At 68.7% G+C, this 12,197-nt stretch carries 11 protein-coding genes; 4 read left to right on the top strand and 7 right to left on the bottom strand.

Going from position 1 to position 12,197, the window contains the following annotated elements:
* On the bottom strand, positions 1–1,206 hold the full coding sequence (locus tag O1Q03_RS29425; RefSeq protein ID WP_269507564.1) for an efflux RND transporter periplasmic adaptor subunit: 1,206 nt from the start codon (positions 1,204–1,206) through the stop codon (positions 1–3).
* A gap of 365 nt (positions 1,207–1,571) precedes the next feature.
* Here O1Q03_RS29425 and O1Q03_RS29420 point away from each other — a divergent pair, with 365 nt between their 5' ends.
* Positions 1,572–1,805 (top strand): hypothetical protein, encoded by a 234-nt coding sequence (locus O1Q03_RS29420; protein WP_269507563.1) that lies wholly within the window; start codon positions 1,572–1,574, stop codon positions 1,803–1,805.
* 78 nt (positions 1,806–1,883) lie between these two features.
* Here O1Q03_RS29420 and O1Q03_RS29415 read toward each other — a convergent pair whose 3' ends face one another.
* Positions 1,884–2,687: a Mut7-C RNAse domain-containing protein gene (locus tag O1Q03_RS29415; RefSeq protein WP_269507562.1), complete on the bottom strand. Its 804-nt coding sequence runs from the start codon at positions 2,685–2,687 to the stop codon at positions 1,884–1,886.
* Between O1Q03_RS29415 and O1Q03_RS29410 the strand changes: the two genes are divergently transcribed.
* Together O1Q03_RS29410 and O1Q03_RS29405 are read left to right on the top strand one after the other, a co-directional pair.
* Complete coding sequence (locus tag O1Q03_RS29410; protein WP_269507561.1) at positions 2,577–3,653, top strand: NAD(P)-dependent oxidoreductase; 1,077 nt, start codon at positions 2,577–2,579, stop codon at positions 3,651–3,653. The two genes, O1Q03_RS29415 and O1Q03_RS29410, sit on opposite strands and share 111 nt — an antisense overlap.
* A gap of 71 nt (positions 3,654–3,724) precedes the next feature.
* Complete coding sequence (locus tag O1Q03_RS29405; RefSeq protein WP_269507560.1) at positions 3,725–4,360, top strand: LysE family translocator; 636 nt, start codon at positions 3,725–3,727, stop codon at positions 4,358–4,360.
* A 73-nt stretch (positions 4,361–4,433) separates the two neighbouring features.
* On the opposite strand, the gene O1Q03_RS29400 is transcribed toward O1Q03_RS29405, so the two are convergent.
* The gene (locus O1Q03_RS29400; protein ID WP_269507559.1) at positions 4,434–5,711 is read right to left on the bottom strand and encodes an MFS transporter; all 1,278 of its coding nucleotides are present in this window, start codon (positions 5,709–5,711) and stop codon (positions 4,434–4,436) included.
* Positions 5,712–5,808: 97 nt separating this feature from the next.
* Here O1Q03_RS29400 and O1Q03_RS29395 point away from each other — a divergent pair, with 97 nt between their 5' ends.
* Positions 5,809–6,708 (top strand): LysR family transcriptional regulator, encoded by a 900-nt coding sequence (locus O1Q03_RS29395; RefSeq protein WP_269507558.1) that lies wholly within the window; start codon positions 5,809–5,811, stop codon positions 6,706–6,708.
* A gap of 221 nt (positions 6,709–6,929) precedes the next feature.
* Here the strand turns inward: O1Q03_RS29395 and O1Q03_RS29390 are convergent, their stop codons facing one another.
* The 4 genes from O1Q03_RS29390 to argC form a co-directional block, all read right to left on the bottom strand.
* Positions 6,930–7,763: an OmpW/AlkL family protein gene (locus tag O1Q03_RS29390; protein WP_269507557.1), complete on the bottom strand. Its 834-nt coding sequence runs from the start codon at positions 7,761–7,763 to the stop codon at positions 6,930–6,932.
* A gap of 16 nt (positions 7,764–7,779) precedes the next feature.
* Positions 7,780–9,021 carry a DUF2957 domain-containing protein gene (locus O1Q03_RS29385; RefSeq protein ID WP_269507556.1) on the bottom strand — a complete coding sequence of 414 codons (1,242 nt, stop codon included), beginning with the start codon at positions 9,019–9,021 and terminating at the stop codon, positions 7,780–7,782.
* A gap of 151 nt (positions 9,022–9,172) precedes the next feature.
* On the bottom strand, positions 9,173–10,588 hold the full coding sequence (locus O1Q03_RS29380) for a DUF2957 domain-containing protein (protein WP_269507555.1): 1,416 nt from the start codon (positions 10,586–10,588) through the stop codon (positions 9,173–9,175).
* Positions 10,589–11,020: 432 nt separating this feature from the next.
* Positions 11,021–11,971: an N-acetyl-gamma-glutamyl-phosphate reductase gene (gene argC / locus O1Q03_RS29375; protein ID WP_269507554.1), complete on the bottom strand. Its 951-nt coding sequence runs from the start codon at positions 11,969–11,971 to the stop codon at positions 11,021–11,023.
* Positions 11,972–12,197: the final 226 nt, after the last annotated feature.

Raw genomic sequence — 12,197 nt, 5'->3', positions numbered from 1 at the left:
CTATTTCTTCGCGACGGCCACTTTCGCGCCGTCCTTCAGCTTCGCGCCCGGCGCGAGCACGACCGTGTCGCCGGGCTTCACGCCGCGAATCGCGACCAGCTCGCCGATCCGCGTGCCGGTCGTCACCGTCGTCGCGTGCACGGTGTCGTCCTTCACGACGAACACGACCGGCCGGCCGTCGCGTTCGACCACCGCGCTCGCCTGCACGGCCGTCACCGGTTGCCGGTCCTGCGGCGTCGCCGGCTTCGACAGGAACGCGATCTTCGCGCTCATGTCGGGCAGCACGCGCTCGTCGCGGTCGACGAAACGCACCTTCACGAGCACGGTCGCCTTCGAGCGGTCGACGGTCGGCACGATGCGCGACACGCGGCCCGCGAAGCGCATGTCGGGCAGCGCGTCGAGCTGGATCTCGCACGGCTGTTCCGCGCGGATCTTCGCGATGTTCGATTCGGCGACGTCGGCCTCGACCTCGAGCGTTTCCATGTCGGCGATCGTCACGACCGCGCCCTTGCTGTCCGAGGCGGACGAGAACGGCGTGATGTTGTCGCCGACGTTCGCATGCTTCGCGAGCACGATCCCGTCGAACGGCGCGCGGATCACCGTCTGGTCGACGGCGACCTGCGCGGCCTGCGCGTTCGCCTCCGCCGACACGATCGCGGCCTGGTCGCTGTCGAGCGTCGCGCGCGCCTTGTTCACGCGCGCCGTGTCGGTGTCGAGCTGCGCGGCAGGCACGGCGCCCTTCGGCGCGAGCGCGGACGTGCGGCGCAACGCGATCTCGGCGTCCTTCAGCTCGGCCTGCGCGACGCCGAGGTTCGCGCGGGAGACCTGCACCTGCGCGCGTGCCTGGGCAAGCGACGCTTGCACGTCGTTGCTTTCGAGCCGCGCGATGATCTCGTCCTTCTTCACGCGCGTGCCTTCGAGCACGCCGAGCCATTCGACGCGCCCCTGTCCCTTCGACGCCACCGCGGCCTTGCGTTGCGGCACGACGTAGCCGGTTGCATTGAGCTGCGTGTCGTTCTGATAAGGATAGGCGGACGTGACGGACGTCGTGTCGACCGTCGGCCGGCCGGTGACGAGCAGGGCGGCGATGATCGCGGCGACGAGGATTGCGGCTGCGATCGCGTAGCGGACCCACCTGCGCCGGCGTGGCGCGGGCGCGATCGGACGCCGGTCGATTTTCAGTTTGTCCAGATTGTGATCGGGCAATTTGGGCGCCTCGCGACGGCGGCGGCCTGATGACCGACCGCGATCCGTTGGAACGGAAGATGGCCAGTATAGCGTCGCCGCAACGGCGCGAGAGCCGGTTTGTCGGACGATTCGCGGGCGGCCGGCGGCACCTCGGACGGTGCCCGCAGCCTGCGCCCCCGGGGAAACCCGAGGGTTGCAACGCGCGTGTCAACTGGCCGCGCGGGCGGTGCGTTATGCAGCCAGTGCGTCAGTATTTGTCGAGGCGAAAAGGCGAGAGCCGACCCGCCCGGCGGCGACCGGAACCCGGCGCGACTGATGTTCCGATGCGGATGCCTCGCATCTTTACCGGTACGTTTGACTTTTTCTCCGCCAAAGGAAGAACAATGAAGAAGACGCTCGCTTCGATCATGACCGCAGCATTCGCTCTCGCATCGGTTTCGGCATTCGCACAGGCGTCCGCGCCGGCAGCCGACACGTCGGCTGCTGCATCGGCACCGGTCAAGAAGGATCACAGCAAGCCGAAGCACGCGCTGAAGCAGCATGGTTCGGCGAAGGGCAAGGCAAAGGCCGCGGCCGCTTCGGCAGCCGGCACGAACGACGCAGGCGCAGCAAACTAAGCACGCTTCGTCGGCGCCGGCACGGCCGGCCACCCGTCGCGAAACCCCGCACGCTTCGGCAGGCGGGGTTTTGTTTTTTCAGGCGTCCGCCGCAGGCGGTACATCGGGTACATCAGGTGGGTCAGGTGGATGAGGTGCATCCCGCTCGCCGGGCGGCGCCCGCATCGCGTCGACCACCGTGCGCATGCGCCGCCAGTGCGATCCTTCCCAGAACACGCGCCGGCACACGTCGCACGCGACGAAGCGCTGGTGCCGCTGGCGGACGCCGGGCGGCACGTGCGGCGCGGCGTCCGCCGCATCGAGCGCGCGTAGCGGCGCGTTGCAGCGCAGGCACAGCCGGAACGGCCGCATCTGCGGCGCGAGGTCGAGCCGCGTGAACAGTTCGCGCAACTGCGCGTCCGGCAGCTGCGCGTGCAGGTAGCAGCCGCGCGCGACCGCGCGGCGCTTCAGCAGCTCTCGGTCGCGGGTCAGCACGATCCGGCCTTCGCGGGCGGCGAGCGCGACGAGCTCGTCGTCGCGGTAATGGTTGTCGTAGCAGGTGTCGAAGCCGGCGAGGCGCAGCAACTGCGCGAGGCCGCCGAGGTGCGCGTCGGCGACGAAACGCCAGCGGTCCGGCTGCGGCGCGGCCGAAGCGCCGGCCGCCGGCCGCGCGCGCTCCGGATGGACGTCGACGCGCTCGCCGTCGCCGAGCGGCCGGTCGAGCGCAGCCGGCGCGCCGTTCACGCAGAGCCGCCCGATTTCCGTATGCGGGACGCCGAGCGCCTCGATCGCATGCTTGAGCGTCGCGTCGCGCGCAAACGCGTGCGCGAACGCGCGCTCGCGCTGCGCCCGCGCGAGAAACGCGTTGAGTTCGCCGTGGAAGCGGAAGGTCGCGGTCGCCATTGGTCCAGTATCGCACCGCGCACGGCCGGCCGCGGCCGCTGCAGGCCGCCGCCATCTGTGTTTAACTCCTCGCTTCATGGATCGAAGGAGCGGGCAATGGATCTCGGATTTATCGGGCTGGGCGAAATGGGGCAGGCGATCGCGGCAAACCTGCTGAAGGCGGGGCATACCGTGCGGGTCTGGAACCGGACGCGCGAGCGCGCCGAGCCGCTCGCCGCGCTGGGCGCGCAGATCGTCGCGTCGCCGGCCGACGCGTTTCGCGGCGACGCCGTGTTCTCGATGCTGGCCGACGATGCGGCGGCGCGCGCCGTGTTCGACGACGCGCTGCTCGCGCAGGCGCCGCGCGGCCTGATCCACGTGAACATGGCGACGGTCTCCGTCGCGCTGGCCGAGTCGCTCGCGCACGCGCATGCGTCGCGCGGCATCGACTACGTGGCCGCACCCGTGATGGGGCGCCCGGACGTCGCGGCAGCCGCGCGCCTGACGATCATGGCCGGCGGCCCGGCCGAGGCGATCGACCGCGTGCAGCCGCTGTTCGACGCGATCGGCCAGAAGACCTGGCGGTTCGGCTCGCTGCCGCAGCACGCGAACGTCGCGAAGATCGCCGCGAACTTCACGCTCGCATCGGCGATCGAGACGCTCGGCGAGGCGTCCGCGCTGCTCGGCGCGCACGGCGTCGCGATGCGCGATTTCCTCGACGTGATCACCAGCAGCGTGTTTCCGGGGCCGGTCTACCAGGGCTACGGCGGGATGATCGCCGAGCGCAGCTACGAACCCGCGCGCTTCAAGGCCCGGCTGGGCCTGAAGGACGTGCGGCTCGCGCTGGAAGCCGGCGACGCGGCGTCGGTGCCGCTGCCGGTGGCGAGCGTCGTGCGCGACAGCCTGCTCGATGCGCTCGCGCACGGCGGCGGCGAACAGGACTTCGCGGTGCTCGGCGAAGTCGCGCTGCGCCGCGCGGGCCGCTGAGCCGGCGCGCGACAGAAGCGCCGCGCTCACGGCATAATCGACGTTTCGTCTTTCTTTCGGCTGAGGCGGTCATGAACCTGCATACGTGGTGGCTTTTCGTGGCGACGGTGTTCGTCGTGTCGGCGATTCCGGGCCCGAACATGCTGCTCGTGATGACGCACGGCGCGCGGCACGGGCTGCGCCGCTCGTCGTCGACGATGGCGGGTTGCCTGAGCGCGCTGGTGTTGATGCTCGCGGTGTCCGCGGCGGGGCTCGGGGCGGTGCTCGAGGCATGGCCGGCGATGTTCGATGCGTTGCGCTTCGCGGGCGCCGCCTATCTGATCTATCTCGGCGTCAAGGCGTGGCGCGCGCGCGTCGACGACACGCCGGCCGCCGATGTCGATGCGGTGTCGCCCGGCGCGTCGGCATCGCGCGTGGCGCTGTTCCGCAACGGCTTCCTGGTCGCAGGCAGCAACCCGAAGGCGATCCTGTTCGCGGCCGCGCTGCTGCCGCAGTTCATCAACGCGTCGGAGCCCACGCTGCCGCAGTTCGGCATCCTCGTCGTCACGTTCGCGGTGATCGAGGTGAGCTGGTATCTCGTCTACGCGTCGTTCGGCACGCGCATCGGCGCGACGCTGAAGAGCCAGAGCGTCGCGAAGATCTTCAACCGGCTGACGGGCGGCATCTTCGTCGGTTTCGGCGCGATGATGGCGCTCGTTCGTCACTGATTTCGGGCCTCGCGGCCTGCGCAACGCCCCGCGCCTCGTCAGAGGGCGGGGCGTTTGCACATCCGGGCCTGGCCTACGCGCGCGGCAACGTGGCAGCACCGGCCCGGCGCCCGGTCGCGACGCCGAATCCGGCGGCCGCGCCGGCGAACGCGAAGCCGACGCCGCACACGGCGCTCCATCCGCCCCACGCCCATGCGCTGCCCGCGAGCGCCGCGCCCAGCGCGCCGCCGACGAAAAACAGCCCGACGAACAAGCCGTTCAGGCGCCCGCGCGCGGCCGGGTTCAGCAGATTGATGGCGCGCCGGCCGATCGTCTGGTCGACGATCACGCCCGCATCGAGGAGCGCCGCGCCGCCGGCCAGCAGCGCCAGCGCGACGCCGCGATGCGCGTGCAGGTCGAAGCCGAACCAGCCGGCGCCCGCGACGCCGAGCACCGCGAGCGCCACGAGCATCGTCACGTGCGCGACGCGCTGCGCGGCCGGACCGTGGCCGCGATCGCCCGCACGGCCGGCGAGCGGCGTGACGATCGCGCCGCTCGCGCCGGCGAACGCGAACAGCGCGATGCCGTGCAGGCCGAGGCCGAACGGCGGCTGCGCGAGCCGCAGCCCGATGGCCGTCCAGAACGCGCTGAACGCGGCCATCGCGAGCGCGGCCGACAGCGCGTGCCGGCGCAGCACCGGCTCGTCGGCGAGCAGCCGGCCCATCGACGCGAGCAGCGTGCGATAGCGGGCCGTCACCGCCGGCTGGCGCACCGGCAAGCGCAGCGCCAGCACGACGGCGATCGCCACATTCGCGAGCGCGGCCAGCGCATAGAACGCACGCCAGCCCGCGATGCCCGCGATCAGGCTCGCGAGCGGCCGCGACAGCAGGATGCCGAGCATCAGCCCGCTCATCACGTTGCCGACCGCACGGCCGCGCTGTGCTTCGGGCGCCATCGACGCGGCCATCGGCACCAGCATCTGGATCACGCTCGACGCGGCGCCCGCGATCAGCGTCGCAGCGAGGAACACGGCGCCCGAGCGCGTGAATGCGGGCAACGCGAGCGCCGCCGCGCACGCAACGAGCGTCGCGACGATCAGCCGGCGGTTTTCGCGGAGGTCGACGAGCGGCACCAGCAGCACGAGGCCGGCCGCGTAGCCGAGCTGCGGCAGCATCGCGACGAGGCCGGTGAGGCCGGGCGGCAGGTGCAGGTCGGCACTGATCGGGCCCGTCAGCGGTTGCGCGGCGAACAGGTCCATCACGATCACGCCGACCGTCGCGGCGAAGAACAGGGTCATGCCCGTGCTCAGCGCGGGCGGTGCGCCGCGCGCGGCGCGCATGGCAACGGGGCGGGAATCGGCGGGGCAGTTCATCGGAGGCGTGGCAAGAGGAGCGAAAGAATCCCCATCGTAGGTGCCCGATGTTTATGCGACAATTGAAATATGTCTAACATGATTATGCGAGTTTGTTTTGAATACGCGTGATCTCCAGGCGTTCGTCGCGGTGGTCGACAGCGGGTCGATGGTCGCCGCCGCTGCGAAGCTTCATCTGACGCAGCCGGGCCTTACCCGCCGCGTGCAAAACCTCGAAACGCTGCTGGGCGTGCCGCTGCTCGAGCGGCAGAGCAAGCCGCTGAAGCCGACCGCCGCCGGGCGCGACGTCTACGCGCTCGCGCGCAACGTGCTGTGCGCCGTCGACGAACTGATGGCCGCGGGCTCGCCGGACAGCGAGCCGTCCGGCGAACTGCGCATCGGCGTGCCGCCGTTCCTGTCCGAGCTCGCGCTCGAGCGGCCGATCGACCGGCTGCGCGATGCATTTCCGCGGCTGACGTTGCGCGTGACGGCCGGCTGGTCGCCGGCGCTCGTGCAGGGCATCGAGCGCGGCGCGCTCGATGTCGCGACGGTGATGGTGCCGGCCAGCGCGACGCTGCCCGACACGCTCACGGCGACCCTGCTCGGCACGCGGCCGACGGTGCTCGTCGCCGCGCGCGATTTTCCGCTGCCGGACGGTCCGCTCTCGCTCGACGTGCTGTCGGGTTTTCCGTGGGTGCTGAGCCAGGACGGCTGCGGGATGCGCTCGTCGCTGAGCCGCGCGCTCGGTTCCGCCGGGCTGCCGTTCGATGTCGCGGTCGAGGCGTTCGGCTCGGAGCTGCAGTTGTCGCTCGTCGCGCGCGGCGTGGGCATCGGCATCGCGCCGCCGAACGCGCTGGCGCGCAGCGCACATCGCGACGCGCTGCGGGTGGTGGAAACGGTGGGGCTGGAAACGCGGATCAACGTGTGGCTCGTGCACGCCGCGTTGCCGGGCCGCCTGACGCGGCCGGTCGGGCTGCTGCGCGATGCGCTCGCGGACGTGCTGGAGCGGGAAACATGAAGGGGTCGGATGTCAGTTAGCGATCTAGAGCATCCATTCGAGGGAAAATCCTTATTTTCTCTACGGAAATGTTGCAATGCGGAAATCGATTCGCTATAGTTACACCTGTCTCCTCCATGTCTCCTCTGATATGGATTCAGCCCGCCTCTTAGGCGGGCTTTTTTTTGCCCGCGTTTTTGGCGCGGGTCATCCGTGCTTTCTCGGGTCCTCCGTCGCCGGCGTCAGAACTTGTACGTCATCCCGACGTAGCTGATGATCGGGTCCGCCTTCAGGTCCGATTTCGATTCGGCGAGGGTTGTGCCGTCGGCCGCCTTGATCGTCACCGTCGACGTCGTCTTCAGCGGGATGTACGTCACCGACGCCACCAGCCCGAAATGCTCGGTCATGTTGTATTGCAGGCCCGCGTTGAACACCGGCTGCCATGACGACGACGCCTTTGCCTCCACCGAGGTCGTGCCCGGCTTGCCCGCGCCCGCCGCGAGAATCGCGCCGAGGTTCTCCTGCGTCTGCTTGATGAAGTTCGTGTTGAGCTGCAGGTCGCTGAACCAGTTGTACGACACGCCGAGGCCGAGGAACGGCCGGAATTTCGCGTTCGCCGCCCCGAAGTAGTACTGCAGGATCGCCGCCGGGCTCCACTGCCGCACGCTTTTCACGATCGGGTTGACCGAGGCCAGCCCGATGTTCTGCGTGCCCAGCGCGCCGGCAGGGCCGGGCGGCTTGATCGTCCCCTGGCCCGACACCTTGAACACCGGCGGCACGCCGGCCACCGACGTGACCGCGATGTGGTCGGTCAGGAAGTGGCTGACCGTCAGGCCGACGGTATCCGCGCCGCTGGTGCGCAGCCCGGTGCCCGGCGACGTGAACGACGGCGGCAGTCGCAGCGGCGTGTTGATCGGCGTCGGCGCGACGTTGGTCGTCATCGGCGTGCTGCTTTGCTGCGGCATCACGTGGAACCAGCCCAGCGTGACGACGTTGCTGCCGGCGCTCTGCGCGTGCGCCGCGAGCGGCGCCAGTGCGGCGGCGCCGGCGGCCGCGCAGAGAAGGGTCTTCTTCATCACGGCTTGCCTCCGCTTACTGGACGAACGCGCCGATCGTGAAATACGGCGTCGAACCCGCGTTGTCGAGGAAACCGAACACGCCACCGGTGAAGATGAACTTGCCGGTCGGCGACGTGCTGCCCGAGCCGGTGTGGATCGTCGTGACCGTGCCCGGCACCTTCTGCGTGTAGTCCAGATCGAGCGCGGTCGCGAGCGAAGCCTGCGACGGCTGGAACGGATCGAGCAGCGTGGCCTGCTTGTCGATCAGCGCGGTGGTCCGGTAATCGAACTGGCTGTCGACGCCGATGTACTCGCCGTTCTGCGAGCCGGCTGCGATGGCCGTCTGCGGCGCGAGGATCGAGATGCTCGATTCGTCGTCGGCGGTGAGGCCCGGCACGCCGTTGCTGTCGGGCGTCGGGTTCGGGTTCGCGACACCGGTGCGCACGAGGATCGGCACGAGCTGGTTGCGCAGCTTGCCGACGATCATGAAGCCCTTGCCCTGCGGCGTGGCCGACAGCGTCGGCTTCAGCTGGCTCGCGTAGTGGTTCGACTGGAACGCGCCGCTGCCGTCGGCCGACTGCACGAAGTTCGTGCCCTGCTGCGTGCACGCGCCGCCGGCGAACTGGCCGGTCGTGTCGCACTTGGTCCACGAGCCGTCGGCGTTGATCGTCACCTTCGCGTCGATCGACGCCGGCGCGAACTTCTGCGACGGCACCTCGCCGAACCCGACATGGCTGTACGTGCCCGCGACCTTCGTGATGTCGGTTTCGATCGACGAGAACCCGATGAACGGGTAGTACGGGAATTTCGTGTCGGGCACCGCGGCCTGGCCGAGCACGCCGTTGAACTGGATTTCCTTGCCCGGAATCGTGCCGCCCGCGACGCCGAAGCCGACGAAGATGCGCGCCGGACGCGACGCGTCGAGGCTCGCGCCGTTCAGGCGGAACGCGCACTGGTTCAGCTTGTTGGTCGGCAGCATCGTTTCCTGCGTGAGCGTGCCGCTGTCGACGGTGCCCGCGCGGGTCGGCGTGACGGTGCCGGTCGTTTGCGGCACCGGCGATTCGACATAGGTCACCTGCCAGGTCATCTTGGTCGTGTCGAGCTGCACCTTCGCGAGTTCGCCGCTACCGGCGCCGCCCGTGAATACGGTGCTGTAGTCGAGCGACGCAGGGCAGAGCCGGTCTTCGACGAGCGGAGGCGGGTTGTTGTCGCCGCCGCCGCATGCGGAAAGAAGGGGGGCGGCAAGGGCCGCCGCCAGAACGAGGTTGCGCTTCATGTTGCTCCTCCAGATTTGTCTTGTACGGCGGTCAGCTCCCTGTCGACCGCTTCTGTTTGCTTGTAGGCGCCTGCGTCGTGCCGGACGCCGTCGTGTTTTCGTTGCCCTGCGGTACGCGGCGGCGCGCCGGCCGCCGGCGCGTCCCCGCTCGCTACTTGCTGATCTGCGCGCCCACGCCGAAGTACGGTGTCGACGACGTGGTCGAATTCGCCGATGTCTGCGTGACGCCGCCGTTCACCGTGCCCTGGATCAGCGCCGCATACAGCCCGCCCGTCGCGATCACCACGCCCGATGCGGACGGGTAGCTCGCGCCGCTCGGCGGCGTGGTCGTTGCGTTCAGCAGGCCCGCCGTCGTCTGGCCGTAGTCGAGCGTGAAGCCGTCTTCTTCGGCCTGCGTGGTCGGGTTGATGAACGACGCGTTGCTGCCGCGGATCAGCGCGGCCGTGTACTTGAAGTTCGAATCCGCGCCCGCGTAGCCGCCGTCGATCGCACCCGACCGGATCGCCGTCGCCGCGCCGAGCACTGCGATGCCCGATTCGTCGTCGACCTTTGCGTCGGCGTGCAGCGGCGGCGTGCCGAGGTTCACGAAGCCCGTGCGCACGACCACCGGCACGGTCGCGCCGTTGAGCTGGCCGATCACCATGTGCGCGGTCGCCGACTTGCCGGTCGTACCGATCAGCGGCAGCGACGTCTGCGGCAGGATCTGTGGCGCTTGGGTGCTGTCGAGATACCCGCCGGTCGCGTTCACCGTCCACGGATTGCCGGTGGTCTGGCAACTGCCGGAGGTCGACGTGCATGCGCCGTTCGCGTCGAACGTCTCGCTCGAGTTGATGCCCTTCGTCGCGTAGTTGCCCGACGGCACGAGGTGGTAGATCAGCGCGTTGTAGGTGCCCGGCAGCTTCGAGAGATCGGTCGTCGTGTTCGCGAAGCCGAGGAACGGATAGAAATCGAAGTGGCGGTTCGGGACCTTGCCGACGTTTTCCGCGACGACCGGAAGGATCGTCAGCCCGTCGTACTGAACCGTCGCCCCCGGAATGCCGCCGCCCGCGACGCCCATGCCGACCAGCAGCATCGGCGGGTTCGCCGGGTTGAAGTCGGCGGCCGTCGAATAGGTCGAGCTGTTCGGCGCTGTGCCCGAACCCGGCGTGAGGACGAATGCGCAGCGCGTCTGTTCTGCGGTCGGCAGCGTGCCGGTCGGCGGATGGATGACCTTGCCGGTGATGGTCGTGCCGGCGCGGCTCGGCGTGACCGTGCCGGTCGCGAGCGGAATCGGCGACTCGAGCCACTTGAGCGTGTAGGTCATCGCGACCGCGTCGATGTTGACGCTGACGATCTCGCCGCTACCGGCGCCGCCGAGGTACGTGCTCTTCACGATGTCGGCGTCGGCCGGACACAGCGCGCCGTTGACGGGCTGCGACGGCGGCTGCCCTTGCGTGCCGCAGCTTGATCCGGAACATTGGGGCGTATTGATCGGCGCGGGCGAGCCGCCGTCGCCACCACCACAGGCAATCAGGAACGGGGCGATGGCAAAGGCCGTTGCCACCCCCTTCGATAAGGCGTGCGACATGCCGCTGTCTCCAATCGTTTAATTGTGCGAGCTAATGTCGCTGCATGGATTTTTGCTGTCAATTGATGAACTCGTCTAAAAAAGACGATTGAAACGGCTTGTGCGTTTCAATTCCTTTCGGGATGGGGCCGGGAGTAAGAATTAAAACGCGACGAGGCTGACGGGACGTCGTCGACGTGGGGAGCGTGCCACGCCCGGCAGGCTTTCGAACGGCCTTCCCGCGTATAACGGCAGCGTTTAAATTGACGATATCCGGTTTATCCCTACTCGGGCTGGACTGGATAAAAAGGAGGGGAAGTTAATTCACTGGTAATCTCGCAATGGAAAGCTTGTAAATATTTGTAAATGCGCGAGTGTGTGGCTTTATATATTGCCTGGCACGGTAAATAAAAAGCCGGCCAGCGGCCGGCTTTGCATCGCATGCAAGGAGGATCAGCGCTTCAGGCCGCTGTCCTCGGCCGCGCCGATGTTGAGGTTCATGCACTGGATCGCGGCGCCCGACGCACCCTTGCCGAGGTTGTCGAGTCGCGCGACCGTGACGAAGCGTTCTTCGTTGCCGAACACGAACAGGTCCACGCGGTTCGTATCGTTGTTCGCCTGTACGTCGAAGAAGCCGCTGTCGAGATTCGCGTCCGCGTTGAACGGCGCGACGCGCACGAACGGTTCGTCCGCGTAGTACTCGGCGAACACGCGCTGCACGTCCTGCGGCGTCGCGCGCTTCGCGAGCTGTTCGGGCGAGAAGTAGGTCGTCACGGCGAGGCCCTTCAGGAACGGCCCGACGATCGGCGTGAAGATCGGCGCGTGCGCGAGGCCCGTGTGCGCGGCCATTTCCGGCAGATGCTTGTGCGCGAGCGCCAGTGCATACGGACGCGGGCTCGCGAGCTTGCCGCCCGGCGCTGCGTTTTCGTACTCGGCGATCATCGACTTGCCGCCGCCGCTGTAACCGGTGATCGAATAGCTGTGCGCGGCGAACGTCGGCGCGACGATGCCGGCGTCGACGAGCGGACGCATCGCGAGCACGAAGGCCGATGCATGGCAGCCCGGCACCGCGATGCGCTTCGACGTGCGGATCTTCTCGCGCTGCGCGCGGGTCAGTTCCGGCAGGCCGTAGGCCCAGTCGGCATTGGTACGGAACGCGGTGCTCGCGTCGATCAGCGTCGTGTTCGGGTTCTCGACCAGCGATGCCGATTCGCGCGACGCGACGTCGGGCAGGCACAGGAACGTGACGTCCGACGCATTGATCAGGCGGCGGCGCTCGTCGACGTCCTTGCGCTTCGCTTCATCGATCCGCAGGATCTCGATGTCGTTGCGTGCCGACAGGTATTCGAAGATCTTGAGGCCGGTCGTGCCTTCCTGGCCGTCGACAAAAACTTTGGTGCTCATTTCGCTCTCACTGAATGAAACGGGAGCCGCGGCGCCCTGAAACCGCCATTTTAAGACGTCATCCGGCGGGCCTGCACCGCACGGGGCGAAAAAAGACGGCCCGCGGGCCGTCGCGGGTCCATTTGACACGCCCCGCACCCGCACGCCCCACCGCCCCCGCGCGCCGAGGCCGCGCGAGCGGGCAGGCACCGCGGGCGCGCTCAGCGGCCGCCGGCCACCCAGCGGG

This window comes from Burkholderia sp. IMCC1007 (assembly GCF_027257875.1).
In the GTDB taxonomy this organism is placed as follows: domain Bacteria; phylum Pseudomonadota; class Gammaproteobacteria; order Burkholderiales; family Burkholderiaceae; genus Burkholderia.
Note: the sequence above shows the minus strand (reverse complement) of the source record. Positions and strands in the feature narration are given on the sequence as shown.